Genomic DNA, 26597 nt, shown 5'->3' with positions numbered 1-26597 from the left:
ACCGCCCACAGTCCGAACGGCGGAGGCAGCCCGAACAGCGCCGACGCTCAGTGCGCCGCGTCGTCCCAACTCGCGCCACGCCCGACCTGGACATCGAGCGGCACGAGCAGGTCGACGGCGTGCGACATCTTGTCGCGCACGATCGCCTCGAGCTCGTCGGCCTCGCCTTCGGCGACCTCGAAGACGAGTTCGTCGTGCACCTGCATGAGCATGCGCGAACGCAGCCCGGCCTCGGCGATCGCCCGCTCGGTCGAGGTCATCGCGAGCTTGATGAGGTCGGCCGCCGATCCTTGGATGGGCGAGTTGAGGGCGGCGCGCTCGGCGTTCTCGCGAAGCACGCGGTTCGGGCTGTTGAGATCGGGGAACGGGCGGCGTCGACCGAAGATCGTCTCGGTGTACCCGTCGATCTTCGCTTGCTCGACGACGCTCCGAAGGTACACGCGCACCGCGCCGAAGCGCTCGAAGTAGTCCTTCATGAGCTGCGTCGCCTCGGCCCGGTCGATTCGGAGCTGCTTCGAGAGACCGAACGCGCTGAGTCCGTAGGCGAGGCCGTACGACATCGCCTTGACCTTCGTGCGCATGAGCGGCGAGACATCCGCCTCATCGACGCCGAAGACCCGCGCGCCGACGAACCGGTGCAGGTCTTCTCCGGCGTTGAACGCCTCGATGAGACCCGGGTCTTCGGAGAGGTGCGCCATGATGCGCATCTCGATCTGCGAGTAGTCGGCCGTGAGGAGTTCGGTGTACTCGGCGCCGTGGCGGAACGCCTCGCGGATGCGACGGCCGTCTTCGGTACGGATCGGGATGTTCTGCAGGTTCGGATCGTTGCTCGACATGCGGCCCGTCGCAGCGCCCACCTGCCCGTACGTCGTGTGGATGCGGCCGTCGGAGCCGATCGCCTTGTCGAGCGAGTCGACGATCTGGCGGAGCTTCGTCGCGTCGCGGTGCTCGAGCAGGAGCCCGAGGAAGGGGTGCGGATTCGACTCCTGCAGATCGGCGAGGGCGTTCGCGTCGGTCGAATAGCCCGTCTTCGTCGAGCGCGTCTTCGGCATGCCGAGCTGGTCGAAGAGCACCTCTTGCAACTGCTTGGGCGAACCGAGGTTGACCTCACGCCCGATTTCGACGAACGCGGATTCGGCGAGGTCGGCCGCACGGCCGCCGAGCTCGGACGAGAGGCCGGCGAGCCGGTCGTGGTCGACCGCGACGCCGCGGAGCTCCATCGCCGCGAGCACCGGCACGAGCGGCATCTCGATCTCGGCGAGTACGCGACGCGTGCCCTCGCTCATCGCGGCGAGCACGACGGGAGCGAGCCTGAGCGAGTACCACGCGAGGTCTGCGGTACTCGCCGACTCGTCTTCGAGCGCGACGAGCTGCGACGGGTCGCCCTGCGGAACCGTCTCGCCGAGATAGCGGTCGACGAGGTCGACGAGCGACTTCTCTTGCAGGTTCGGACGGATGAGCCATCCGGCCACGAGCGGATCGACGACGACGTTCGCCACCGTGAGCCCCGATCGGGCCGCGGCCTTGAGTTGCGGCTTGGCGTCGGTGAGGACCTTCGGCGCGTCGCTCGCGAGCCACGCCTCGAACGCCTCGAACTCGGGCGCACCGGGCACGAGTGCGAGTTCGACGCTCTCGGACTTGGTCGCGACGCCCGCGCCGACGACCTTCCCGTCGAGCAATTCGAACTGCAGGCCGAGACCCGCGGGTTCGGCGACGACTGCGGCGTCGAGCCAGATCGCGAGGTCTGTGCCGGCGATGCGCGCGGACGTCGGCGCCTTGGGCGCGTCTTCGGCCGGCACTGCGGCCACGCTCGCAGCAGGCTTGCCTGCCGCACCGCCGTTGCCGTTGCCGTTCACGAGTTTCGTCACTCGCTCGAGCAGCGTGCGGAACTCGAGCCGCGTGAAGATCGGCGTCACGGCGTCGAGGTCGATGGGCTTCGCCTCGAGTTCGTCGAGTTCGACCGGGAGTTCGACATCGCGCACGAGCCGGTTCAGCTTGCGGTTGCGGACGGCGTTCTCGCGCTCCCGGCGGAGGTTGTCGCCGACGACGCCCTTGATCTCGTCGATGTGCTCGAGGATGCCCTCGAGCGACCCGTAGAGCCCGAGCCACTTGACGGCCGTCTTCTCGCCGACCTTCGTGATGCCAGGCAGATTGTCGCTCGTCTCGCCGACGAGGGCTGCGATCTCGGGGTACTGCTCGGGCCGCACGCCGTACCGCTCGACGACCGCCGCCGGGTCGTAGCGCTTCAGCTGCGACACGCCCTGCGTGTTCGGGTAGAGGAGCGTGATGTCGTCGTTGACGAGTTGGATCGTGTCGCGGTCGCCCGAGACGACCAGCACGCGGTACCCCGCGGCTTCGCCGCGCGTCGCGAGGGTGGCGAGGATGTCGTCGGCCTCGAAATCGTCTTTCTCGAGCACAGTGATGCCCATCGCCTGCAAGGCCTCTTGCAGAATCGGCACCTGCCCCTTGAACTCGACCGGCGTCTCGCCGCGGTTGCCCTTGTATTCCTCGTACTCGCGCGTGCGGAACGACTGGCGCGACTTGTCGAATGCGACCGCGAGGTGGGTGGGCTTCTCGTTCTGCAGCAGCAGGAGCAGCATCGACAAGAAGCCGTGGATGGCATTCGTGTGCTGCCCGTCACGGGTCTGGAAACTGTCGACCGGGAGCGCGTAGAACGCGCGGAACGCGAGCGAGTGGCCGTCGACGACGAGGAGGGTGGGCTTCTGGGGGTCCGACACCTGGACAGCCTACAAGCGACGGCCGACATGCTCCGCGCTCCCCCGAGGTCCGAGGAAGCGTGCGAACCGCGCACGGTCGCGACATCCGGGGAAGACGACGGATGCCGCGTCGGGAACGTTCCCGCCGCGGCATCCGGATGCTTCGGAGCGTGCCTACTTCTTGGGCGCGAGCTGCTCGATGATCGCCTGCGACACGTCTTTCATCGTGAGACGACGATCCATCGACGCCTTCTGGATCCAGCGGAACGCCTCGGGCTCGGTGAGGCCCATCTTCTCGTTGAGCAGGCCCTTGGCCCGGTCGACGAGCTTGCGGGTCTCGAACCGCTCGACGAGATCGCCGACCTCGGCCTCGAGTGCGATGATCTGCGCGTAGCGCGCGAGGGCGATCTCGATCGCGGGCAGCAGGTCGTTGGGCGTGAACGGCTTCACCACGTAGGCCAGCGCGCCCGCCTCGCTCGCGCGCTCGACCAGTTCTTTCTGGCTGAACGCCGTGAGCAGCACGACCGGCGCGATGTGCCCCTTCGAGAGGCGCTCGGCAGCCGAGATGCCGTCGAGCTGGGGCATCTTGACGTCCATGATGACGAGGTCGGGGCGCAGCTCGGTCGCGAGCGCAACGGCCGTCTCGCCATCGCCGGCCTCGCCGACGACCTCGAAACCGTTGTCGCGAAGGATCTCGACGATGTCGAGACGGATCAGCGACTCGTCTTCCGCGACGACGACGCGGCGAGGAGCCGACTGGGTGGGTTCACTGTCAGTCACGGCTGAAAGCCTACGGTATTCTGGCCGAGGCCCGTTGCCGGTGTGGCGGAATGGCAGACGCGGAGCACTCAAAATGCTTTGCCGAAAGGCGTGTGGGTTCGAGTCCCACCACCGGCACAGCGGGCCTCGGAACAAGCGTCCCTCGTGTCAGACGGCGGATGCCTCGAGCGGTCGACGCCCACGCGTCCACCCGACGTCGGGAAACGACGCGCACGAACGACGAACGGCCGGTGCGAGACATCCGCACCGGCCGTTCCTCGGAACCGCTTAGAGCACCTCGCCGACCTTGTGCACGCGCACGTCGTTCGTGGTGCCGGGGATCCCGGGAGGGGAACCCGAGATGATGACGACCGTCTCGCCCTCGACCGCACGGCCCGACTTCGCGAGCACGTCGTCGACCTGGCCGACCATCTGGTCGGTGTGCGTGACGCGGTCGACGACGAACGACTCGACGCCCCAGAAGAGCGACATGCGCCGACGGATGGCCTGGTCGGGCGTGAACGCGAGGATCGGGATCGGCGAACGCAGACGCGCCATGCGGCGGACCGACTCCCCGGACTCGGTGAAGACGCACAGGTACTTCGCGCCCACGAAGTCGGCGATGTCGACACCGGCTGCCGTGATCGCGCCCGACTGGGTGCGCGGCTTCGTGCCGAGCTTCGGCACCCGCTCGAGTCCGTGGAGCTCGGTCGACTCGACGATGCGCGCCATGGTCTGCACCGTGATGACGGGGTACTCGCCCACGCTCGTCTCGCCCGAGAGCATGACCGCGTCGGCGCCGTCGAGGATGGCGTTCGCGACATCCGACGTCTCGGCGCGAGTCGGAACCGGGCTGTGCGTCATCGACTCGAGCATCTGCGTCGCGACGATGACCGGCTTCGCGAGACGACGGGCGATCTCGATCGCCTGCTTCTGCACGATCGGAACGGCCTCGAGCGGGAGTTCGACGCCGAGGTCGCCGCGCGCGACCATGATGGCGTCGAACGCCTCGATGATCTCTTCGAGGTGGTCGACGGCCTGGGGCTTCTCGATCTTCGCGATGACCGGAACGCGGCGACCCACTTCGTCCATGATCTCGTGGACCCGCACGATGTCGGCGGCGTTGCGCACGAACGAGAGCGCGATGAGGTCGGCACCGAGTTCGAGGCCCCAACGGAGGTCTGCCTCGTCCTTCTCGGAGAGCGCGGGCACGTTGACCGCGACACCCGGGAGGTTGATGCCCTTGTTGTCGGACACCGGGCCCGCGACGACGACGCGCGTCGTGACGACCGTGCCGTCGGTCTCGATCACCTCGACGCGGACCTTGCCGTCGTCGATGAGCAGGAAGTCGCCAGGGGCGACGTCTTGGGGCAGGCCCTTGAAGGTCGTGCCGACGAGCTCCTTCGTGCCGAGGATGTCTTCGGTCGTGATCTTGAAGACATCGCCGACGGCGAGCTCGTGCGGTCCGTTCTCGAACTTGCCGAGGCGGATCTTCGGCCCCTGCAGGTCGACGAGCACGGCGATCGCACGGCCCGAGTCGTTGGCGGCTTTGCGGACGTTCTGGTAGACGCCCTCGTGGACCTCGTAGCTGCCGTGGCTGAGGTTCATGCGGGTGACGTCGACGCCCGCGTCGATGACGGCGCGGATCTGTTCATAGCTCGACGTCGCAGGCCCGAGGGTCGCGACGATCTTCGCTCGTCTCATATCGGTGTGTACTCCCAGGTGTTCCGCGCCGAGACGCGGGTCGGTGGCGCCGGGTGGCGCGATGGTCAGACGGCGAACGCTCGGGCGGTCGCAGGAATCGGGCTCGGCAGACGCGTATCACCCTCAAGGTACCGGTCGACGGCCGCGGCCGCAGCACGCCCTTCGGCGATCGCCCACACGATGAGCGACTGGCCGCGGCCCGCGTCGCCCGCGACGAAGACGCCGGCGAGGTCCGTCGCGTAGTCCGCGTCGCGCTCGAAGTTGCCGCGAGACGTCGCACCGAGGCCGATCTGCTCGCCGGCGACCTTCGTCTCGGGACCCGTGAATCCGAGCGCGAGCAGGACGAGGTCGGCCGGGATCTCGCGCTCGGTGCCCGCCTTCGGAACCCGCTTGCCGTCGAGGTACTCGGTCTCGGCGATACGGATCGCGCGAACCTCTCCGGCGTCGTTGGCGAGGAACTCGACCGTTGACGCGAGGTACTGGCGCTCGCCGCCCTCTTCGTGCGCCGACTGGACCTCGAAGATGTTCGGGTGGATCGGCCACGGCTGCTCGGGCGAGCGCTCGTCGCCCGGACGCTTGCCGATCGCGAGGTTGGTCACCGTGAGCGCGCCCTGGCGGTGCGCGGTGCCGATGCAGTCGGCGCCCGTGTCGCCGCCGCCGAGGACGACGACGTGCTTGCCCTCAGCGGTGATCTGGTCGAAGACCTGATCGCCCGCGACGGCCTTGTTGGACTGCGTGAGGTACTCCATCGCGAAGTGCACACCGGGCAGATCACGACCCGGGATCGGCAGATCGCGCGGCTCGATCGCACCCGTCGCGACCACGACGGCGTCGTAACGCTCGCGGAGCTGCTCCCACGTGATATCGACGCCGATCTCGACGCCCGCGCGGAAGCGCGTGCCCTCGGCGGTCATCTGCGCGAGACGCGCATCGATGTGCTTCTTCTCCATCTTGAAGTCGGGGATGCCGTAGCGCAGGAGACCGCCGATGCGGTCGTCGCGCTCGAACACCGCGACCGTGTGTCCGGCCCGCGTGAGCTGCTGGGCGGCCGCGAGACCGGCGGGGCCCGAACCGACGACGGCCACGGTCTTGCCCGTCAGACGCCCCGGCGGCTGCGGCTGCACCCAGCCGTTGCCGAACGCCTGGTCGGCGATCGACACCTCGACCTGCTTGATCGTGACGGCCGGCTGATTGATGCCGAGCACGCACGCCGACTCGCACGGAGCCGGGCACAGACGACCGGTGAACTCGGGGAAGTTGTTGGTCGCGTGCAGCCGCTCGCTCGCCGCACGGCCTTCGCCGCGCCACGTGAGGTCGTTCCACTCGGGGATCAGGTTGCCGAGCGGGCAGCCCTGGTGGCAGAACGGCACGCCGCAGTCCATGCAGCGACCGGCCTGCCGGCGCAACTGCGTCGGGTCACCCTGCTCGTAGACCTCTTTCCAGTCCATGATGCGGACCGGCACCGGGCGGCGCTTGGGCAGCTCCCGCTCGGTGACCTTCAGAAAGCCCTTCGGGTCAGCCACCCGTCACCTCCGAGTACTCCATGCAGTTGATACGGGTGTTCGCGTCGAGGCGACGCACGACGGATGTCTCAGCCACCGGTCACCTCGAGGATGCGAGTCCAGACGACGTCGCCGTCGGGGTCGAGCCCCTCGTCGACGGCGGTCTGGCGGGTGCGGAGCACCGCGGCGTAGTCGCGCGGCAGCACTTTCGTGAACGAGTCGAACGCGGCGTCGCCCTCCTCGAGGAGGCGCGCGGCGACGGCCGAGCCGGTGTGCTCGAGGTGCTGCTCGAGCAGGTCGCGCACGATCTCGCGGTCGGCGCTGCCGAGCGGGAGCAGTTCGAGCTCGCCGCTCGAGAGCGATTCGCGGTTGACGCGGCCCTCGCGGAGGCCGAGCACGTAGGCGGTTCCGCCCGACATGCCGGCGCCGAGGTTACGGCCCGTATCGCCCAGGATGAGCGCGAGACCGCCGGTCATGTACTCGAGCGCATGATCGCCCACGCCCTCGACGACCGCCGTTGCGCCCGAGTTGCGCACGAGGAAGCGCTCGCCCACGATGCCGCGGATGAACATCGACCCGCGCGTGGCGCCGTACCCGATGACATTTCCGGCGATCACGTTGCGCTCGGCGACGAAGCCCGCGTCCTCGGCCGGCTTGACGATGATCTGTCCGCCCGAGAGGCCCTTGCCGACGTAGTCGTTCGAGTCGCCCTCGAGCCGCAGCGTGATGCCGTTCGGCAGGAACGCGCCGAAGGACTGACCCGCCGAACCCGTGAGGGTGATGTCGATCGACCCGGTCGGCAGCCCGTGCTCGCCGTGGGCGACCGTCACCTCGTGGCCGAGCATCGTGCCGACTGCGCGCTCGGTGTTCTTGATGGGCAGCTCGATCTGGATCGATCCGCCCTCCTCGAGCACGAGACGGCTGCGCGCGATGAGCTCGTTGTCGAAGTGCTCGTCGAGCTCGTGGTCTTGTGCGCGGCCGTGCTTGCGCGGCTCGGAGTCGGAGAAGTCGGGGCCGACGAGCACGGGCGTGAGGTCGAGACCCGAGGCCTTCCAGTGGTCGACCGCGCGGTCGACGTCGAGGAGCTCACGGCGGCCGATGATCTCGTCGAGCGACCGGAAACCGAGCGCAGCGAGGTACTCGCGCACCTCTTGCGCGATGAACTCGAAGAAGTTGACGACGAACTCGGGCTTGCCCGAGAAGCGCTTGCGGAGCTCGGGGTTCTGCGTCGCGACGCCGACGGGACATGTGTCGAGGTGGCAGACGCGCATCATGATGCAGCCTTCCACGACGAGCGGGGCCGTTGCGAAGCCGAACTCCTCGGCGCCGAGCAGGGCGCCGATCAGGACGTCGCGGCCCGTCTTCAACTGGCCGTCGACCTGGACGACGACGCGGTCGCGCATGCCGTTGAGCATGAGCGTCTGCTGCGTCTCGGCGAGGCCGAGCTCCCACGGGGTGCCCGCGTGCTTGAGCGAGTTGAGCGGGCTCGCGCCGGTGCCGCCGTCGTGCCCCGAGACGAGAATGACGTCGGCGAGTGCCTTGGCCGTGCCGGCCGCGACCGCGCCGATGCCCGACTGGCTCACGAGCTTCACGTGGATGCGGGCCTTGGGGTTCGCGCGCTTCAGGTCGAAGATGAGCTGCTTGAGGTCTTCGATCGAGTAGATGTCGTGGTGCGGCGGCGGCGAGATGAGGCCGACGCCCGCCGTCGCGTGACGGGTGCGGGCGACCCACGGGTACACCTTCGTCGGCGGCAGCTGACCGCCCTCGCCGGGCTTCGCGCCCTGCGCGAGCTTGATCTGGATGTCGTCGGCGTGGGTGAGGTACATGCTCGTCACGCCGAACCGGCCGGACGCGACCTGCTTGATCGCGCTGCGGCGCTCGGGGTCGAGGAGACGGTCGAGGTCTTCGCCGCCCTCACCCGTGTTCGACTTGGCGCCGAGGCGGTTCATCGCGATCGCGAGCGTCTCGTGCGCCTCTTTCGAGATCGAGCCGTAACTCATCGCGCCGGTCGAGAACCGCTTGACGATCGACTCGATCGACTCGACCTCGTCGATCGGGACCGCCGGGCGCGTGCCGGTGCGGAGCCCGAAGAGACCTCGCAGCGTCATGAGTTGCGACGACTGGTCGTCGACGAGGTCGGTGTACTCCTTGAAGATGTCGTAGCGCCGCGTGCGAGTCGAGTGCTGCAGGCGGAACACCGTCTCGGGGTTGAAGAGGTGCGGCGAGCCGTCTCGGCGCCACTGGTACTCGCCGCCCGTCGCGAGGCGCTCGTGCGCACGCACGGCCTCGTCTTCGGGGTACGCGGAGGTGTGACGGTCGAGGTTCTCGGTCGCGATCACGTCGAGGCCGACACCGCCGAGCTTCGTCGTCGTGCCGGTGAAGAACTCGTCGACGAACTCGTTCGAGAGCCCGACTGCTTCGAACGCCTGCGCACCCGCGTACGAGGAGATCGTCGAGATGCCCATCTTGGACATGATCTTGAGCACGCCCTTGCCGAGCGCCTTGATGACGTTGTGCACGGCGTCCTCGGGCGTGACGCCCTGGATGACGCCCGAGCGCACGAGGTCTTCGCACGTCTCCATCGCGAGGTACGGGTTCACGGCGGACGCCCCGTAGCCCACGAGGAGCGCGACATGGTGGACCTCGCGTACATCGCCCGCCTCGACGACGAGCCCGACCTTCATGCGGTTCTCGGACCGGATGAGGTGGTGGTGCACGGCCGACAGCATGAGGAGCGACGGGATTGGCGCCAGGTCCTTGTTCGAGTCGCGGTCGCTCAGGATGATGAACAGCGCGCCGTCTTCGATGGCCTGATCGACTTCGGCGCACAGCGCCGTGAGCCGGCTGCGCAGGGCGTCGGGCCCCTCGTCGAACCGATAGAGGCCCTTGAGCGTCACCGTGGTGCGCGAACCGGGGCGCGGGTCGATGTGGACGATCTTCGCGAGTTCGTCGTTGTCGATCACAGGGAACGCGAGGGAGACCTGCTTGGCGTGCTCGGGGCCCTGGCTCAGCAGGTTGCGCTCGGGACCGAGCGATGAGCCGAGGGAGGTGACGACCGCCTCGCGGATCGAGTCGAGCGGCGGGTTCGTCACCTGGGCGAACTGCTGCGTGAAGTAGTCGAACAGCAGGCGCGGGCGCTTCGACAGCACGGCGACCGGCGTGTCGGAACCCATCGCGCCGAGCGGTTCGGCACCGGTCTTCGCCATCGGCGTGAGGAGGATCTTGACCTCTTCCTCGGTGTAGCCGAAGGTGCGCTGTCGGCGGTTGACGGACGCCGGCGGGTGCACGATGTGCTCGCGCTCGGGAAGGTCGGCGAGCCGGATGCGACCCTGCTCGAGCCACTCGCCCCAGGGCTCCTGCCCCGCGAGCTGCGCTTTGATCTCGTCGTCTTCGATGAGGCGGCCCGCCTCGGTGTCGACGAGGAACATACGGCCCGGCTGCAGGCGCCCCTTGCGCACGATCTTCGACTGGTCGAAGTCGAGCACGCCGATCTCGCTCGCGAGGACGACGAGTCCGTCATCGGTGACCACATAGCGGCCGGGGCGGAGTCCGTTGCGGTCGAGCGTCGCGCCGACGAGCGAGCCGTCGGTGAAGACGATCGCGGCGGGGCCGTCCCACGGCTCCATGAGCATCGAGTGGTACTCGTAGAACGCGCGGCGCGCGGGATCGATCTCGGTCTGGTTCTCCCAGGCCTCGGGGACCATCATCATGATCGCGTGCGGGAGGCTGCGGCCCGCGAGCGTCAGAAGTTCGACGACTTCGTCGAAGGACGCCGAGTCGCTTGCGCCGGGGGTCACGATCGGGAGCACGGGCGAGAGGTCGCCGAGCACTTCGGACTCGAGTTGCGACTGACGCGCGCGCATCCAGTTGCGGTTGCCCTGGATCGTGTTGATCTCGCCGTTGTGGGCGATCATGCGGAACGGCTGCGCGAGCGGCCAAGACGGGAAGGTGTTGGTCGAGTACCGCGAGTGGACGAGCGCGAGCTTCGACGCGAACCGCTCGTCGGAGAGGTCGGGGTAGAACGGCTCGAGCTGGAGCGTCGTGACCATGCCCTTGTAGACCATCGTTCGCGACGACAGCGACGTGAAGTACAGGTCGAGCTCGCGCTCGGCGCGCTTCCGCAGACGGAACGTCAGCCGGTCGAGCGCGATGCCCGCGAGACGGTCGCCTCCGGCGTTGGTCGCGAGCGAGCGCACGAAGAGCTGCTGCACGGCCGGCATGGCCGCACGCGCAAGCGTGCCGAGCTCGTCGGGACGGACGGGGACCTCGCGCCACCCGAGGACTTCGAGGCCCTCGCTCGCCGCGATCGCGTGAACGTCTTGCTTGACCTTGCTTCGCGACGTCGGGTCGACCGGAAGGAACGCATTGCCGACCGCGTACTCGCCGACCGGCGGGAGCGGGAAGTCTGCGACCGCACGGAGGAACTCGTCGGGGATCTGCGTGATGATGCCGGCGCCGTCGCCCGTGCCGGCGTCGGAGCCCACGGCGCCTCTGTGCTCGAGGTGGCGGAGCGCGTCGAGGGCGTTCGTGATGATGTCGTGCCCCGCAGTGCCCCGAAGGGTCGCGACCATGGCCAGACCGCAGGCGTCCTTCTCGGCGGCCGGGTCATACATGCCCTGCGCGGCCGGGACGGTTCCGAACCGGGAGAAGGGTGGGGTGAGCGACACGTGTACCGTCCTCATCAACTTGGGTGGGAGCGAGGGACGACATTGGCCCATCGAAAAGGGGAAGTCGCGGCGCTAGGTGCGGCGCCGCGTCGGAGAACGGAGTGTTCGCTAGGAAGCTGACCGGCCGGGGCTTGTGGCCGCCGCATCGCCGGGGTCGTTCTCGCCCTCGACGGCTGCGTCGAGAGAGTCTGAATCGGACTCGGTATCGTCAGAGTCTACCTCAGCGTCGGAACCCTGCCATTCTCGGCCCGGTACGTAGACGCTGGGCTCGAGCCCGGGGTGGCGACGGCTCTGAACGAGGATGATGACGATACCGATGACGACCGCCGCCCACGCGGCCCACACGTTCGACCGGACGCCCAGGAACATCTCGCTCGGGTCGACGCGGATCGACTCGAAGAAGGCGCGGCCGGCGCCGTACCAGATGAGGTACACGCCGAACGCCTTGCCCCACCTCATGTTGAACCGGCGCTCGAGCACGAAGACGATGAGCGCGGCCCCCAGCAGGTTCCAGATGAGCTCGTAGAGGAACGTCGGGTGGAAGAGCGTGCCGTCGGCGAGGCCCTGCGGGAAGGCGGGGTTGTCGGACTCGATCTCGAGGCCCCACGGCAGGTCGGTGGGAAGTCCGAAGAGCTCATGGTTGAACCAGTTGCCGATGCGGCCGACCGCCTGCGCGACGAGGAGACCGGGAGCGAGCGCGTCGGCGAACGACCAGAATCGGAGGCCTGTGAGCTTGCACCCGATGAAGACGCCGACGGCGCCGCCGATGAGCGAACCGAAGATGGCGTTGCCGCCCTCCCAGATCGCGAAGACCTTCCACCATTCCTGGCCGGCGAAGTAGTCGGCGGGGTGGGTGAAGACGTGGTAGAACCGTGCCCCGATGATGCCCAGCGGCACCGCCCAGAGCGCGATGTCGAGCACGATGCCGGGTTCGGCCCCGCGCTTGGTGAGGCGTCGCGACGTGATGATCGTCGCGAGGATGATGCCGAGCAGGATGGCGAGCGCGTACATGTGGATGTTGAGCTGCAGACCGAAGAGGTTGAGCTCCCACACCTGCCACGCGTAATCGGGGCTCGGAATGCTGAGGGGTGCGGACACGCCGACCTATGCCTTTCGTCGGGAAACGTCGGCCACGAGGGCCTCAGTCAGGGTACTTCACTCGGGGCGCGTGCCGCGCGCGAGCTCGGCTGCGAGCTCGGCGACGCCCTCGACGCCGCGCTTCGCGAGCGCGTCGACGAGCGCCGAGCCCACGATCGCGCCTTCGGCGTAGCCGAGCACTTCGCGCACCTGCGCGGACGTCGAGATGCCGACGCCGACGCACGCGGCGGGGGCCTCGGCATCGTGCAGTCGGCCGACGAGGGTGCGGGCTGCGGCGTCGACGTCGGCACGGGCACCCGTGATGCCCATCGTCGAGACGGCGTACACGAACCCTCGGCTCGCGTCGACGGTGTGCCGGATGCGCGCGTCGGTGGAGGTCGGCGCCGTGAGGAAGACGCGGTCGAGTCCGGTGCGCTCGGAGGCTGCGAGCCAATCGGATGCCTCGTCGGGAATGAGGTCGGGCGTGATGAGCCCGGCGCCGCCCGCGGCGACGAGGTCGTCGGCGAAGCGGTCGACGCCGTACTGGAGCACGGGGTTCCAGTAGGTCATCACGAGCACCGGGGCATCCACTCGTGCCGTGATGCGCCGAACCGCCTCGAAGCCGTCTGCGAGACGGAAGCCGTTCGCGAGCGCCTGCTGGGTAGCCGCCTGGATGACGGGGCCGTCCATGACGGGGTCGGAGTACGGCAGGCCGAGCTCGATGATGTCGACGCCGTTCTCGACGAGTGCGACCGCCGCCTCGACGCTCGTGTCGAAGTCGGGGAAGCCGACCGGCAGGTAGCCGATGAGTGCACCGCCGGCCTCTTCGTTGCGCCGCGCGATGACGGATCCGACCGTCCTCATGCCTGCTCCTCGCCGTCGTACAGGCCGAACCAGCGGGCGGCCGTGTCCATGTCTTTGTCACCGCGGCCGGAGAGGCTCACGAGGATCGTCGAGTCGGGTCCGAGTTCGCGACCGAGTTCGAGCGCGCCCGCGAGCGCGTGCGACGACTCGATTGCGGGAATGATGCCCTCGGTGCGGGTGAGGAGACGCAGAGCGTCCATCGCTGCCGCATCCGTCACCGGACGGTACTGCGCACGCCCGATCGCCGCGAGCCACGAGTGCTCGGGGCCGACGCCCGGGTAGTCGAGACCGGCCGAGATCGAGTGCGACTCGATCGTCTGACCGTCTTCGTCTTGCAGAAGGAAGCTGCGGGCGCCGTGGAGGACGCCTGGGCGACCCTTCGTGATCGTCGCGGCGTGGCGGGGCGTGTCGGCGCCCTCTCCGCCGGCCTCGAAGCCGTACAGCGCGACATCCGCGTCGTCGAGGAACGCGTGGAAGATGCCGATCGCGTTCGACCCGCCGCCGACGCATGCGGCGACGGCGGTCGGCAGCGCACCCGTGAGGTCGAGGACCTGCTGTCGCGCCTCTTCGCCGATGATCTTCTGGAAGTCGCGCACCATCTCGGGGAACGGGTGCGGACCCGCGACCGTGCCGAAGATGTAGTTGGTCGACTCGACGTTCGTCACCCAGTCGCGCATCGCTTCGTTGATGGCGTCTTTGAGGGTGCGCGAACCCGCCTTGACGGCGACGACCTCGGCGCCGAGGAGGCGCATGCGGGCCACGTTGAGCGCCTGTCGCTCGGTGTCGACCTCGCCCATGTAGATCGTGCAGTCGAGACCGAAGAGTGCCGCCGCGGTCGCCGTCGCGACCCCGTGCTGACCTGCGCCGGTCTCGGCGATGACTCGCTGCTTGCCGATGCGCTTCGTGAGGAGCGCCTGGCCGAGCACGTTGTTGATCTTGTGCGAGCCCGTGTGGTTGAGGTCTTCGCGCTTCAAGACGACTCGCGCACCGCCCGCGTGCGCGGCGAACCGGGGCACTTCGGTGATGATCGAGGGACGCCCGGTGTAGCTGCGCCCGAGCTCGGCGAGCTCTTCGTTGAAGCCCGGGTCGAGCTTCGCGAGGTCGTACGCCTCGCCGAGCTCGTCGAGGGCTGCGACAAGCGACTCGGGCACGAAGCGCCCGCCGAACTCGCCGAAGTAGGGACCGGTCTGGTCGCGCAGGGCCATGTTCACACCGCCAGGAATGCAGAGAGGTTCGCGATGGGGTCGCCCGTGACGAGGGCCTCGCCCACGAGCACCGCGTCGGCGCCCGCGCGTCGGTAATGGGCGACGTCGTCGGGGGTGAGCACGGCCGACTCCGCGACGCGGATCGCCCCCTCGGGGAACCGGTCGGCGAGACGGCCGAAGAGGTCGCGGTCGAGTTCGAACGTCGTGAGATCGCGCGCGTTGACGCCGATGAGCTTCGCGCCGAGAGCCGCGGCCCGGTCGAGCTCGTCGGCCGAGTGCGTCTCGACGAGCGCCGTCATGCCGAGCGACACGATGAGGTCGTAGAGTTCGCGAAGGGTCTCGTCATCGAGTGCGGCGACGATGAGGAGCACGAGGTCGGCGCCTGCGGCGCGTGCCTCGTAGACCTGGTACGCGGTCGCGACGAAGTCTTTTCGGAGCACCGGCAGCGCCACGGCCTCGCGGACGGCCTCGAGGTCGGCGAGCGATCCGCCGAACTTGCGCCCCTCGGTGAGGACGCTGATCGCGCTCGCTCCCCCGAGTTCGTAGCTGCGGGCGAGCGATGCGGGGTCGGCGATCTGGGCCAGGGCGCCGCGCGACGGGCTCGAGCGCTTGATCTCGGCGATGACCTTGACCCGCTCGCCGGGAGCGAGGAGCGCGAGAGCGTCGAGCGCCGGCGGGCGTGCCTTCGCGGCGGCCTGCACTTCGGCGAGCGACCGAACCGTCTCGCGGGCGCGTGCGTCTGCGACGGCGTTCGCCGTCAGTTCGCTGAGCACGGACGTCAGTGGGTCTTGGGCGTGGTCTTCGACCCGCCGACGCCGTAGCCGGCGCTCTTGAGCGCCCAGCCGACGAGGAGGCCGACGACGAGGAGACCGGCCGAGGCCCAGACGAGCCAGGCGAGGTCGAACCAGAAGGCGAAGGTGCCGATCGTGAACGCGATGAGCATGATCACGACGGCGGTCCATGCTGCGGGCGAGTGTCCGTGGCCGGGATCTGCGGTCTCAGTGCTCATGTCGCTCCTTCGTTGCGGGGGTTCGGGTGTCAGTCTAGCGGCGGTCAGCCGGTCGGATCGTCGCCGCGGCTGAGCTCATCCCAGTCGTCGATCGCGCGGTCGGACGCGCTGCGGTGCAGACGGGCGCGGGACACCTCACCGGATGCCTCGGAACGACCTGCATCGGACGCGACGGCGCTCTCGGGCTCGGCTGCGCCGTCGACGGGCTCGAACGCGGGCGCAGCCCCGTCGCGGTAGCGACGCGACGAGGACGGCCACACGGTGCCGGTCGCGAGGACGAGGACTCCGGATGCCACGAGCAACGCGCCGCCCGCGAATGCGAGCACCGGCCAGAACGTCGCCGTCACCGTGCCGACGAGCGACGCCGTGGGACCGGCTCCGGCGACGCCCGTGGCATCCGTCACCGCGGGCGAGACGGCCGCGACCGGGTCGCCCATCGTCAGTGCGGCGGCGAGCACGACGCATCCGCCGAGGAGCGCAGCCAGCACGCCGAGCACGATCCGGATGACCGGACCCGCGATCGCGAGCGCGCCCGCGAGCGCGAGTCCCGCGAGCCCGAAGGCCGCGAGGGCAGGTGACGCGACCTGACCGGAGACCTCGATCGGGGTGCCGGACCCGGCGCCCGCGTCGGCTCGGAGGACGAGGTCGAACCACGTTTGGCTCCACGACAGGAGCGCGAGGCCGCCGCCGACGATAGCCGCGAGGATCGCAGGCAATTTCATCGTTTCGCGACGCATGTCAGACCCCGTCGGTCACCGACGAGGTGACGTCGAGCACCGTGACGTCGAGCGCATCGCCGTCGAAGCACGTGCGCGTACCCGTGTGGCATGCCACGCCGATCTGGTCGACCTGCACGAGCAAGGTGTCGGCATCGCAGTCGAGCGCGGCGTGCTTCACATACTGGGCGTGCCCGGACGTGTCGCCCTTGCGCCAGTACTCCTGGCGCGAGCGCGACCAGAACGTCACGCGCCCCTCGGTGAGGGTGCGGCGGAGGGCTTCGCGGTCCATCCAGCCGAGCATGAGCACCTCGCGGGTGTCGTGCTGCTGGATGATCGCGGGCAGAAGCCCGTCTGCGTTGAACAGCGCACGATCGAGCGGCGACTCGTCGGGAGCCCAGGGCTCGTCGTCGCGTTCGAGTTCTTCATCGCCGGGTTCGCTCATCGCACGATCCTTCCGTCGGCCGCGAGTGCGGCTTTGACCTCGCCGATGGTCATCTCGCCGTTGTGGAACACGGATGCCGCGAGCACGGCGTCTGCTCCGGCCGCGACCGCAGGCGCGAAGTGCTCGACTGCGCCGGCGCCGCCCGAGGCGATGACGGGCACGGTCGACAGTTCGTGCATGAGCGCCGTGAGCTCGAGGTCGTACCCCTCCTTGGTGCCGTCGGCGTCGATCGAGTTCACGAGGAGTTCCCCTGCGCCGAGCTCGATCGCGAGCCGCGCCCACGCGAGCGCGTCGAGGTCGGTCTCGGTGCGCCCGCCGTGGGTCGTGACGACGAAGCCCGACTCGGTGCGCCCGCTGCGCTTGACGTCGAGCGACAGCACCACGACCTGCGCGCCGAACCGGTCGGCGATCTCGGCGATGAGGGACGGGCGGGCGATCGCGGCGCTGTTGACGCCGATCTTGTCGGCGCCGTGGCCGAGCAGGCGCGCGACGTCTTCATCGCTGCGGACGCCGCCGCCGACCGTGAGCGGGATGAACACCTGCTCTGCGACGCGCTGCACCATGTCGTACGTCGTCGACCGGTCGTCGACCGTCGCCGTGACGTCGAGGAACGTGAGCTCGTCCGCGCCCTGCTCGCCATACCGCGCTGCGAGTTCGACGGGATCGCCCGCGTCACGCAGGTTCTGGAAGTTGACACCCTTGACGACGCGGCCCGCCGCGACGTCGAGGCACGGGATGACTCGGACGGCGAGGGTCATGTCGCTCACAACCTCGCCGCGTGGATGGCGCTCACGAGGATCGCGCGCGCACCGAGCTCGTAGAGCGTGTCCATGACCTGGTTCATGCCGATGCGCGGAATCATCACGCGCACGGCCGCCCACTCGGGGTCGTGGAGGGGCGAGATCGTCGGCGATTCGAAGCCCGGCGCGGCGGCCGTCGCGGCCTCGAGTTGCGAGCGCGGCACGTCGTAGTCGAGGAGCACGTAGCGGCGCGCGACGAGCACGCCCTGGAGTCGCCGGAGGAGGGTCTGCGTGCCCGACTGTTCGACGCCCGAGCCGATGAAGACGGCCTCGGACTCGAGGATGACCGGCCCGAAGATCTCGAGACCGGCCTGGCGGAGCGTCGTGCCCGTCGAGACGACGTCGGCGACGGCGTCTGCCACGCCGAGCCGGACGGCCGATTCGACCGCGCCGTCGAGCTTCACGAGGTTCGCCGTCACGCCGTGCTTGGCGAGGAACTCGCCCACGAGGCCCGGATAGCTCGTCGCCACGCGCACGCCCTCGAGGTCGGCGAGTTCGGCGAAGACCCCGGCGGGGCCGGCGAAGCGGAACGTCGAGTCGCCGAATCCGAGCGCGGCGATCTCGGTGGCATCCGAACCCGAATCGAGCAGGAGGTCGCGACCCGTGATGCCGACGTCGAGCGCGCCCGAGCCGACGTAGGTGGCGATGTCGCGCGGACGGAGGTAGAAGAACTCGACCCCGTTGCGGTGGTCGGCGACGAACAGTTCTTTGGCGTCGCGGCGGCCGGTGTACCCGGCCTCGTACAGCATCTCGGCTGCGATGTCGGCGAGCGAGCCCTTGTTGGGCACGGCGATGCGGAGCATTCTCTGGCTTTCGTGTCGGAGTGTCTGATCGGTCATGGAAGGACGTCGATCAGAGATGTCGGTACACGTCGGCGGGCGTCAGGCCTTTCGCGAGCATGAGGACCTGCAGGTGGTACAGGAGCTGCGAGATCTCTTCGGAGGTTTCGTCGTCGGACTGGTACTCGGCGGCCATCCAGACCTCGGCCGCCTCCTCGACGATCTTCTTGCCGATGGCGTGCACTCCGGCGTCGAGTTCGCGCACGGTGCCGGAACCCTCAGGGCGGGTGCGGGCTTTGTCTGCGAGCTCGACGAAGAGGTCGTCGAAGGTTTTCACCCGTCCAGCCTATCGGTGCCGGCGGGGTGGTTCCTGACGTGCACGTGTGCCGAAGCGGCGGCGCGCAGGTCCGCGATCTGCTCCGCGGGGTCGCCCTTGAACACCGCGGACCCCGCGACGAAGGTGTCGGCACCCGCCTCGAGCGCGATGCCGAGGGTGTCGACCGTGATGCCGCCGTCGACCTGGAGCCACACGTCGAGCCCGCGCTCGCGCACGGCCGCGGCGACCCGGGAGAGCTTGGGCATCGTCTCCGGCATGAACGCCTGGCCGCCGAAGCCCGGCTCGACCGTCATGACGAGCACCTGATCGAACTCGTCGAGCACGTCGAGGAACGGCTCCACGGGAGTGCCGGGCTTCAGCGCGACGCCGGCGCGCGCCCCGATCTCGCGCAAACGCCGCGCGATCGCCACGGGGTCGTTCGCGGACTCGACATGGAAGGTCACACTCGCCGCGCCCGCCTCGGCGTAGCCGGGCGCCCACCGGTCAGGATCTTCGATCATGAGGTGCACGTCGAGCGGAATCGGCGACACCTGGGCGATCCGCTCGACCACCGGACGGCCGATCGTGAGGTTCGGCACGAAGTGGTTGTCCATGACGTCGACGTGCACGAGATCGGCCGTCGCGATCCGCCCGAGCTCGTGCTCGAGGTTCGCGAAGTCGGCGGCCAGGATGCTCGGATTGATGCGCGTCGTCATGCTTCCGAGCCTAGCGAGGGCGAACCGTCCGGTGCCTTCAGGAGGTCTTTCGGAGGAGTGCGATGAACATCGCATCAGTGCCGTGCGCGTGCGGCCAGAGCTGCACCGTCGACCCGTCCCCGCGGACATCGATCGGATGCTCCGCCACGGCCTCGATCACGGCACGCGTGTCGACCGACTCGATCCGGTCTCCCCACCGCTTGCGTGCGGCGGCGATCGTGCCGTGCGTCTCGGCCGTGTGCGGCGAGCACGTCACATACCCGAGGAGGCCCCCGGGACGGAGGGCCCGGAGGGCCGCGTCGACGAGTTCGCCCTGAAGCAGCGAGAGCGCGGGGACATCCGTCGGCTGCTTGCGCCACCTCGCCTCTGGGCGCCGCCGGAGCGCGCCGAGCCCCGTGCAGGGCGCGTCGAGCAGAATGCGATCGAATCCGTCGGGAGATCCGAGCGCCGCGATCTCGAGATCGCGGCCGTCGCCCGTCCGCACGGGCACGTCGAGCGGCACGCCCGCGATCGCACGGCGAACGAGTTCGGTGCGGGCGGGCACGAGTTCGTTCGCGACGAGCACGGCGTCGCCCGCGAGCGCCTCGGTGGCCAGGATCGCCGTCTTGCCGCCCGGGCCGGCGCAGAGGTCGAGCCACCGCTCCCCCGGTTCGACGGGCTTCGCACGCGTGAGCGCGAGCGCCGCGAGCTGCGAGCCCTCGTCTTGCACGCGAACGCGCCCCTCGTGCGCGCCGACGAGCGCGATGGGACGCTCGGCCGTGAAGCCCAGCGGCGAGTAGGTGTTGGGGGTGCCGAGGTCTGCGGGCGTCTCGTCGCCGAGGCCAGGGAGGACCGCGAGGTTCACGCGCGGCGAGACGTTGTCGGCGGCGAGCAGCGCCTCGAGCTCCCCTGCGCGCTCGTCGCGGTCGAGCGCCGCCCGAAGTGCCCGCACGATCCACTCGGGATGCGAGTGCACGGCGGCCAGGCGTGCGTCCTCGGTCTTCGCTCGAGCAGCGACGCGTGTCTTCCACTCGTCGGCGTCGGTGCGCGAAAGCGTGCGGAGCACCGCGTTCACGAACCCCGCCGCCTGCGGCGCGACCCGGTGCGCGATGACGACCTGCTCGTGCACGGCCGCATGCGTCGGCACGCGCGTCGCGAGCAATTGATGGGCGCCGAGACGGAGGATGTCGAGCACCGCCGGATCGATCTGGGCGACCGAGCGGTTCGCGGCGATCTCGATGACGGCGTCGTAATAGCCGGAGAGCCGCAGCGTGCCGTACGTCAACTCGGTCGCGAGTGCGGCGTCGGCCTCGCTGAGCTTCGAACGCTCGATGCGGTTCGGCAGCAGGAGGTTCGCGTACGCCTCGTCGTCGCGCACGGCGCCGAGCACCTCGTGGGCGACGATGCGCGCGGGCGACACTCGCACTGGTCGCCGATCGCGGTCGTTCCGAGGGCGACGAGAGCGTGCTGCAGGTTCCACCCGTCAACCCTACGCGGCGGATGCCTCGTGGCGCTGTGAAGCGCTCAGACGAGCACGACGGCGCGATCGCCGAGGCCTCGGCCCCAATCGGCCGCCGTCATCGCGCCCTTCCCGGCGGGTTGCACGCGCACGAGTTCGATCGCCCGGTCGGCCGTGCCGACCAGGACGCGCCTGCGTTCGGGGCGCACCTCGCCGGGGGCGAGCAGAGGGGCATCGGTCGCGTCGGCGGAATCGCCCGCGCCCGAGACATCCGAAGTCAGCGCCTCGCGCACCTCGAGCACCTTCAGCCGCTCGCCGTCGATCGTCGTCCACGCGCCGGGCTCGGGCGTGACCCCGCGGGACCGCGCGAGCACCTCGCGAGCCGGTCGCGACCAGTCGAGGCGCGCGTCGTCGATCGCGAGCTTCGGCGCGAACGTCGGCTCGCCCGTCTGCGCAGTCGCGACGGCCGAACCGTCGCGGATCGCGTCGACGACGTCGGCGAGGAGCCCCGCCCCCTCGACGGCGAGAGCCTCGAGCGTCTCCCCCGCCGTCGCGGTCGGGTCGGCCGGGCGGCTCAGCATCGCGAACACGTCGCCCGCGTCGAGCTCGGGCACGAGACGGAAGACGGATGCCCCGGCGAGCTCGTCGCCCGCGATGATCGCGTGCTGCACGGGCGCGGCGCCGCGCCACGCGGGCAACAGCGAGAAGTGCAGGTTGATCCAGCCGTGTCTCGGGAGCGAGAGCAAGGGCTCGCGCACGAGGCCGCCATAGGCGACGACGACGCCCAGATCGGGCCGCAACGCCTCGACCTCGGCCGTCGCATCGGCATCGAGCCGCGCAGCCTTGATGACGGGGATGCCGAGACGTTCGGCCGCCGCCGCGACGGGCGACGGGGTCAGCACTCGCTTCCGGCCGAGCGGTGCGTCGGGACGGGTCACGACGCCGACGACCTCGTGCCCGCTCGCGACCAGCCGTTCGAGGCTCGGAACGGCGACCGAGGGTGTACCGGCGAAGACGAGGCGCAGAGAAGTCACGCTGCCATTCTTCCCGACCCCGACCGGGAGCTGCATTCGGTGCTCGTGGCCTACGGCACGTCGGGGTCGTCGAACCTCACCTTGAGCACGGGCGGTCGGCCCGCCTTTCGGCCGGCGACCGGGCGACGCCGCTCGGTGGCTGCGCGAATCGTCTCGGCGCGGAGCGTCGTCGCCACCGCCGCCCCGCGCGCGTAGTCGAATCTCACGATCGCGCGCGAGAGCCCTTCGCCCGCCGGCGTCGGGCCGAGCACGTCGACCCCCTCGACGGCCCGCGCCGCATCGAGCGCCCGGTCGAGCCGCTCAGGCGAACTCGTGACCGTCGCCACACGTACCGCGGGAGGAAACCTCAACGCCCGCCGCGCCTGCAACTCCTCGCCGGCCCACTCCGGCTGACGCCAGGTCGCGAACGCCTGCGCGAGCGCGCCACCCACCCCCACCAAGAACACCGGTGAACCGGGAGCGGCGAGCGCGGCGGCATTCGACCACCACCGCAGACAGTCCTCGGCTACCCGCAGAGACTCGCGCAGCAGCATCCGATCGCCGTCGAGGAGCAGCACTGCGCGGTACCCGCCCTCCGCGACCGGCTCGGCGCCGCGCGTCGCGACGACGAGCGCGGGCTCCGGGCCGACGCGCAACACCGGCCGTTCGCCGTCGGAGAGCACGACCTTCGCCCGCGGGAACGCCCGCCCGAGTTCCTCGGCCGTGCGGCTCGCGCCGACGGTCGCGGCACGCAGCTTCGCGCCTTCGCATACGGGACACTTCCAGTCGCCCGCGGCGGTCGCGCACAAGGTGCACCTCGCGACACCCCCGCCACGCGGCACGACGAGCGCTCCCCCGCACGCCGCGCACCGCGCGGGCTCGCGGCAGCGGTCGCACACGAGCAGCGGCGAATGCCCCGGGCGTGCGACCTGCACGAGCACCGGACCCTGTTCGAGCGCCTGCTGCGCGGCCCGCCACGCAGCGGACGGGATGCGAGCGGCACCGGATGCCTCGTCGGCCTGCTGCTCGGTCACGACCGCCTTCGGGCGAGTCTGCCCCTTCGGTTCGATCGCCCGCACCCACCCCAGTTCGACGAGTCGATGCACCTCGACGCTCTGCGAGTGCGCGAGGAACACGAGCGCCGCACCCGATTGCTCCTGGCGGATGAGCGCCGCATCGCGTGGATGGACACCGGGCGCGAGCGGTTCCTGCTGGAGCGCGTCGCCGTCGTCCCACATCGCGATGAGACCGAGCCGCGCCGCCGGCGCGTACACCGTCGAACGGTTGCCGATGATGATCCGCGCCGCGTCGCCCGTCATCTCGAGGAACGCGCGATACCTCGGTCCGCCGGCCTGCCGCGCATCGGTGCGCAGCACACGGCGCGGATCGACGACGGCGCCGAGCGCCGCCTCGAGCTGCTCCTGATCGCGGTAGTCGGGCACGACGAGCAGCGACGAACGGTCGTCGGCAAGCGCGTGCGCGGCTGCGAGCGCGAGCGTCGCCGCCCACGCGCCGACCCACGTGCCGTCGGGCAGTCGCACCGGCCGAGGATCGGCCGGCAGAGACATCCGCTCGCCTTCGATGATGCCCTGCTCGACCCGACCCGGCGCATACCCCGCGATCGCAGGCAGCGCCTCGCGGCGCGGAAGCGGCCCCGGGTCGGGCGTCGCCGCGTCGGCGAGCCATGCCCGCTCGACGCGGACGTACCGCGTCGGGATCGCCAGGCGCAGGATGTCGCTCGCATTGCCCGCCGCTCGATCGGCCGCCGCCCGCGCGAGCGCCCACACCTCGGGCGTCACCATCGGCACCTCGGAGACGACGTCCTCGAGCTCAGCGAGCCGCCCCTCGAACTCGCTCGAGTCGGCGAGTTCGACGAGCCAGCCGTTCGCGATGCGCCCGCCGCTGCGGAGCGGCACCCGCACTCGCACGCCTCGGCGCGCTGCATCCCGCAGCCGCTCAGGAACGCGGTAGTCGAAAAGCTGATCGAGCTGCGGAAGCGGCGAGTCGACGAGGACCCGTGCCACCGATCCACCGGACGCGCGCCGCTCAGGCACGGGCCCGTCGGGCACGATCAGAGCCCGGCGGCCGCGCGGAGGTCGTCGACGCGGTCGAGCCGCTCCCACGTGAACTCGGGAAGCTCGCGGCCGAAGTGACCGTACGCGGCCGTCTTCGCGTAGATCGGGCGCAGGAGGTCGAGGTCGCGGATGATGGCAGCCGGACGCAGATCGAACACCTCGCGGATCGCGCCGATGATGCGCTCTTCGGGGAGGTGCCCGGTGCCGAACGTTTCGACGTACAGGCCGACGGGCGCCGCCTTGCCGATCGCGTACGCGACCTGCAACTCGAGCCGGTCGGCGAGCCCCGCCGCGACGGCGTTCTTCGCGACCCAGCGCATCGCGTACGCCGCCGACCGGTCGACCTTCGAGGGGTCTTTGCCGCTGAACGCGCCGCCGCCGTGGCGGCTCGCACCGCCGTAGGTGTCGATGATGATCTTGCGGCCCGTGAGGCCGGCGTCGCCCTGCGGTCCGCCGATCTCGAACCTGCCGGTCGGGTTGATGAGCACGTCGAGGTCGTGCGCCGACAGCTCGACGTTCTCGAGCACCGGACGGATCACGAGCTCTTCGACCTCGGCGCGAAGCTGCTCGGTCGAGACCTTGGGCGAGTGCTGCGTCGAAAGGACGACGGTCTCGATCGTCTTGGGCGTCTGCCCGTCGTAGCCGATCGTGACCTGCGTCTTGCCGTCGGGACGGAGGTAGTCGACCTCGCCGGCCTTGCGGACCGTGGCGAGCCGCTCGGCGAGCCGGTGGGCGAGCCAGATCGGGACGGGCATGAGCTCGGGCGTCTCACGGACCGCGTAGCCGAACATGATGCCCTGGTCGCCGGCGCCCTGCTTGTCGAGTTCGTCGATGCTCGAGCCCTCACGGGTCTCGAACGCGTCGTCGACGCCCTGGGCGATGTCGGGCGACTGCCCGCCGATCGACACCGAGACGCCGCACGAGCGACCGTCGAACCACACCTCGGACGAGTCGTACCCGATCGAGGTCACCCGCTCGCGCACGATGGCGGGGATCTCGACGTACCCCGACGTCGTCACTTCGCCCGCGACATGCACGAGTCCCGTCGTCACGAGCGTCTCGACGGCGACCCGCGAGTGCTCGTCGACCTTCAGGAGCGCGTCGAGGATCGAGTCGGAGATCTGGTCGCAGATCTTGTCGGGGTGGCCTTCGGTGACGGACTCGGACGTGAACAGGCGGAGATCGCTCATCTGACAGGGAGGTCCTTACTCGTGCGGCACCGGAGCGGTGGTGGCTGGCAGATCGCGGCTATTCGGTCAGCAACGATCCGACCACATCAAGAATGGCATCCGCCACCGACAGTTTGGCTCCGTGAACCTCGGTTACGACCGTGTCGTCGCGCCCGATGATCGTCACGGCGTTCTCGTCGTTCGCGAAACCCTCGGTCCACCCGACCCGATTGAGCACGAGGAGGTCGGCGCCCTTCGCGGCGCGCTTGGCCCGGCCGAGCGCGAGTCGTGCGTCGTCGTCGGGCTCGGTCTCGGCGGCGAATCCGACAAGGATCGTGCCGTCGTGCGGCGCACGCCCCAGCTCGGCGAGGATGTCGGGATTGCGCACGAGTTCGAGCGTCAGCCCCGAATCGCTCGCGTCCTTCTTGATCTTCGACTCGCTCACGCTCGCCGGCCGGTAGTCGGCCACGGCGGCGGCCATCACGACGGCGTCGACGCCCGCTGCGGCGGCGGTCACCGCAGCCTGGAGCTCGAGCGCCGTCGACACTCGGCGGATGTCGCAGCCGGCCGGGTCGGCGACCTCGAGGTTCGCGGCGATGAGCACGACCTCGGCTCCGCGAGCGCGTGCGGCGTCGGCGATCGCGACGCCCTGCTTGCCGCTCGAACGATTGCCGAGGAAGCGCACGGGGTCGAGCGGCTCGCGCGTGCCGCCCGCGGTGACCACGATGCGCCGGCCCACTAGGTCGCGACGATCGGCGGCCGGCTCCGAGGCATCCGGATGCTTCGCCGCCGACGCGTGAGCGACCGCGAGCGCCTTGCGCACGATGACGTCGGGCTCCTCCATGCGGCCGGGACCCGCGTCTTTGCCCGTGAGCTGCCCGACGGCGGGGCCGACGACCGTGACGCCGCGCTCGCGGAGCGTGGCCACGTTGGCCTGCGTCGCCGGATTCAGCCACATCTCGGTGTGCATCGCGGGGGCGATCACGACCGGTGCCTCGCTCGCGAGCACCGTGTTGCCGAGCAGGTCGTCGGCGAGTCCCGCTGCGAGCTTCGCGATCGTGTTGGCCGTCGCGGGTGCGATCACGATGAGGTCGGCCGCCTGGCCGATCGCGACGTGTCGCACCTCGGCGACGCCTTCGTAGAGGTCGACGTGCACGGGATTGCGCGAGATCGCCTCGAGCGTCGGCCGCCCGACGAACCGCAAGGCGGCCTCGGTCGGCACGACGTGCACGTCATGGCCGGCGAGCACGAGCGCCCGCACGACGCCGACGGCCTTGTACGCGGCGATGCCGCCGGCGATGCCGACGACGATGTTGAGCGGCACGGGCCCGCCCCGGCTACTCGCCGAGGGGGCGGAGCCGGAGCTTGTCCTCGTTGATCTCGTGCAGCGCGACCGTGAGCGGCTTGTCGTCGATCGACGAGTCGACGAGCGGACCCACGTTGTCGAACAGGCTCCCCTCGTGGAGGTCGGCGTAGTAGTCGTTGATCTGACGCGCGCGCTTCGACGCGAAGATGACCAGCTGGTACTTCGAGTCGACCTTGCTCAGCAGGTCGTCGATGGGCGGGTCGATGATGCCGGACTGCTTCTCAGCCATGGACGGGCTCCTCTTTCAACAGACGTTTTCA

22 protein-coding genes and 1 tRNA gene are annotated in these 26597 nt (G+C 69.8%); 1 reads left to right on the top strand and 22 read right to left on the bottom strand.

Annotation, left to right across the window (positions count from 1 at the left end; translation table 11 throughout):
- Positions 1-47 precede the first annotated feature (47 nt).
- Positions 48-2738, bottom strand: a complete 2691-nt coding sequence (polA, locus tag ET445_RS11925) for a DNA polymerase I (RefSeq protein ID WP_129191490.1) — start codon at positions 2736-2738, stop codon at positions 48-50.
- Positions 2739-2891: 153 nt separating this feature from the next.
- Positions 2892-3497: an ANTAR domain-containing response regulator gene (locus ET445_RS11920; RefSeq protein ID WP_129191489.1), complete on the bottom strand. Its 606-nt coding sequence runs from the start codon at positions 3495-3497 to the stop codon at positions 2892-2894.
- A gap of 36 nt (positions 3498-3533) precedes the next feature.
- On the opposite strand from ET445_RS11920, the gene ET445_RS11915 reads away from it, so the two are divergent.
- Positions 3534-3614: transfer RNA gene (locus ET445_RS11915), tRNA-Leu, on the top strand.
- Between the two features lie 150 nt (positions 3615-3764).
- On the opposite strand, the gene pyk is transcribed toward ET445_RS11915, so the two are convergent.
- The 20 genes from pyk to rpoZ all read right to left on the bottom strand — a co-directional run bounded on the left by pyk (position 3765) and on the right by rpoZ (position 26566).
- Positions 3765-5180 carry a pyruvate kinase gene (gene pyk, locus ET445_RS11910; RefSeq protein ID WP_129191488.1) on the bottom strand — a complete coding sequence of 472 codons (1416 nt, stop codon included), beginning with the start codon at positions 5178-5180 and terminating at the stop codon, positions 3765-3767.
- Positions 5181-5245: 65 nt separating this feature from the next.
- Positions 5246-6703: a glutamate synthase subunit beta gene (locus ET445_RS11905; RefSeq protein ID WP_129191487.1), complete on the bottom strand. Its 1458-nt coding sequence runs from the start codon at positions 6701-6703 to the stop codon at positions 5246-5248.
- A gap of 68 nt (positions 6704-6771) precedes the next feature.
- Positions 6772-11364 (bottom strand): glutamate synthase large subunit, encoded by a 4593-nt coding sequence (gltB, locus tag ET445_RS11900; RefSeq protein ID WP_129191486.1) that lies wholly within the window; start codon positions 11362-11364, stop codon positions 6772-6774.
- 93 nt (positions 11365-11457) lie between these two features.
- Entirely contained in the window at positions 11458-12447 is a 990-nt protein-coding gene (gene lgt / locus ET445_RS11895) for a prolipoprotein diacylglyceryl transferase (RefSeq protein WP_424922847.1), read from the bottom strand.
- A gap of 57 nt (positions 12448-12504) precedes the next feature.
- Positions 12505-13290 carry a tryptophan synthase subunit alpha gene (trpA, locus tag ET445_RS11890; protein ID WP_129191485.1) on the bottom strand — a complete coding sequence of 262 codons (786 nt, stop codon included), beginning with the start codon at positions 13288-13290 and terminating at the stop codon, positions 12505-12507.
- Positions 13287-14495, bottom strand: a complete 1209-nt coding sequence (gene trpB / locus ET445_RS11885) for a tryptophan synthase subunit beta (protein ID WP_129191484.1) — start codon at positions 14493-14495, stop codon at positions 13287-13289. The genes trpA and trpB overlap by 4 nt, the downstream gene beginning before the upstream one ends.
- 2 nt (positions 14496-14497) lie before the next feature.
- Positions 14498-15268, bottom strand: coding sequence for an indole-3-glycerol phosphate synthase TrpC (gene trpC, locus ET445_RS11880; RefSeq protein WP_129191483.1), 771 nt, complete (start codon positions 15266-15268; stop codon positions 14498-14500).
- A gap of 5 nt (positions 15269-15273) precedes the next feature.
- Positions 15274-15504 (bottom strand): DUF6704 family protein, encoded by a 231-nt coding sequence (locus ET445_RS11875; RefSeq protein ID WP_129191482.1) that lies wholly within the window; start codon positions 15502-15504, stop codon positions 15274-15276.
- Positions 15505-15548: 44 nt separating this feature from the next.
- Positions 15549-16220, bottom strand: coding sequence for a Trp biosynthesis-associated membrane protein (locus tag ET445_RS11870; RefSeq protein WP_165314390.1), 672 nt, complete (start codon positions 16218-16220; stop codon positions 15549-15551).
- Between the two features lie 22 nt (positions 16221-16242).
- Positions 16243-16665 carry a phosphoribosyl-AMP cyclohydrolase gene (gene hisI, locus ET445_RS11865; protein ID WP_129191480.1) on the bottom strand — a complete coding sequence of 141 codons (423 nt, stop codon included), beginning with the start codon at positions 16663-16665 and terminating at the stop codon, positions 16243-16245.
- On the bottom strand, positions 16662-17423 hold the full coding sequence (hisF, locus tag ET445_RS11860) for an imidazole glycerol phosphate synthase subunit HisF (RefSeq protein WP_129191479.1): 762 nt from the start codon (positions 17421-17423) through the stop codon (positions 16662-16664). Before hisF ends, hisI begins: the two co-directional genes overlap by 4 nt.
- 5 nt (positions 17424-17428) lie before the next feature.
- Positions 17429-18268, bottom strand: coding sequence for an ATP phosphoribosyltransferase (hisG, locus tag ET445_RS11855; RefSeq protein WP_129192537.1), 840 nt, complete (start codon positions 18266-18268; stop codon positions 17429-17431).
- Positions 18269-18317: 49 nt separating this feature from the next.
- On the bottom strand, positions 18318-18581 hold the full coding sequence (locus ET445_RS11850; RefSeq protein ID WP_129191478.1) for a phosphoribosyl-ATP diphosphatase: 264 nt from the start codon (positions 18579-18581) through the stop codon (positions 18318-18320).
- Complete coding sequence (gene rpe, locus ET445_RS11845; protein WP_129191477.1) at positions 18578-19276, bottom strand: ribulose-phosphate 3-epimerase; 699 nt, start codon at positions 19274-19276, stop codon at positions 18578-18580. The genes ET445_RS11850 and rpe overlap by 4 nt, the downstream gene beginning before the upstream one ends.
- Positions 19277-19313: 37 nt before the next feature.
- Positions 19314-20681 carry an RsmB/NOP family class I SAM-dependent RNA methyltransferase gene (locus ET445_RS11840; RefSeq protein WP_208008394.1) on the bottom strand — a complete coding sequence of 456 codons (1368 nt, stop codon included), beginning with the start codon at positions 20679-20681 and terminating at the stop codon, positions 19314-19316.
- Positions 20682-20779: 98 nt separating this feature from the next.
- On the bottom strand, positions 20780-21739 hold the full coding sequence (gene fmt, locus ET445_RS11835; protein ID WP_129192536.1) for a methionyl-tRNA formyltransferase: 960 nt from the start codon (positions 21737-21739) through the stop codon (positions 20780-20782).
- A 59-nt stretch (positions 21740-21798) separates the two neighbouring features.
- Positions 21799-23751 (bottom strand): primosomal protein N' family DNA-binding protein, encoded by a 1953-nt coding sequence (locus tag ET445_RS11830; RefSeq protein ID WP_243695188.1) that lies wholly within the window; start codon positions 23749-23751, stop codon positions 21799-21801.
- 47 nt (positions 23752-23798) lie between these two features.
- Positions 23799-24992, bottom strand: a complete 1194-nt coding sequence (gene metK / locus ET445_RS11825; RefSeq protein WP_129191475.1) for a methionine adenosyltransferase — start codon at positions 24990-24992, stop codon at positions 23799-23801.
- Between the two features lie 58 nt (positions 24993-25050).
- Positions 25051-26295 (bottom strand): bifunctional phosphopantothenoylcysteine decarboxylase/phosphopantothenate--cysteine ligase CoaBC, encoded by a 1245-nt coding sequence (gene coaBC, locus ET445_RS11820; RefSeq protein ID WP_129191474.1) that lies wholly within the window; start codon positions 26293-26295, stop codon positions 25051-25053.
- Positions 26296-26308: 13 nt separating this feature from the next.
- Positions 26309-26566 (bottom strand): DNA-directed RNA polymerase subunit omega, encoded by a 258-nt coding sequence (gene rpoZ / locus ET445_RS11815; RefSeq protein ID WP_127793552.1) that lies wholly within the window; start codon positions 26564-26566, stop codon positions 26309-26311.
- Positions 26567-26597: the final 31 nt, after the last annotated feature.

Source organism: Agromyces protaetiae (genome assembly GCF_004135405.1).
Taxonomy (GTDB): Bacteria; Actinomycetota; Actinomycetes; order Actinomycetales; family Microbacteriaceae; genus Agromyces; species Agromyces protaetiae.
Note: the sequence above shows the minus strand (reverse complement) of the source record. Positions and strands in the feature narration are given on the sequence as shown.

Excerpts from the sequence above, each read along its gene's own strand:
- pyk (WP_129191488.1), bottom strand. The coding sequence starts at position 5,180 with ATGAGACGAGCGAAGATCGTCGCGACCCTCGGGCCTGCGACGTCGAGC.
- gltB (WP_129191486.1), bottom strand. The coding sequence starts at position 11,364 with ATGAGGACGGTACACGTGTCGCTCACCCCACCCTTCTCCCGGTTCGGA.
- trpA (WP_129191485.1), bottom strand. The coding sequence starts at position 13,290 with ATGAGGACGGTCGGATCCGTCATCGCGCGGCGCAACGAAGAGGCCGGC.
- trpB (WP_129191484.1), bottom strand. The coding sequence starts at position 14,495 with ATGGCCCTGCGCGACCAGACCGGTCCCTACTTCGGCGAGTTCGGCGGG.
- ET445_RS11875 (WP_129191482.1), bottom strand. The coding sequence starts at position 15,504 with ATGAGCACTGAGACCGCAGATCCCGGCCACGGACACTCGCCCGCAGCA.
- hisI (WP_129191480.1), bottom strand. The coding sequence starts at position 16,665 with ATGAGCGAACCCGGCGATGAAGAACTCGAACGCGACGACGAGCCCTGG.
- hisF (WP_129191479.1), bottom strand. The coding sequence starts at position 17,423 with ATGACCCTCGCCGTCCGAGTCATCCCGTGCCTCGACGTCGCGGCGGGC.
- hisG (WP_129192537.1), bottom strand. The coding sequence starts at position 18,268 with ATGCTCCGCATCGCCGTGCCCAACAAGGGCTCGCTCGCCGACATCGCA.
- rpe (WP_129191477.1), bottom strand. The coding sequence starts at position 19,276 with ATGACGACGCGCATCAATCCGAGCATCCTGGCCGCCGACTTCGCGAAC.
- metK (WP_129191475.1), bottom strand. The coding sequence starts at position 24,992 with ATGAGCGATCTCCGCCTGTTCACGTCCGAGTCCGTCACCGAAGGCCAC.
- rpoZ (WP_127793552.1), bottom strand. The coding sequence starts at position 26,566 with ATGGCTGAGAAGCAGTCCGGCATCATCGACCCGCCCATCGACGACCTG.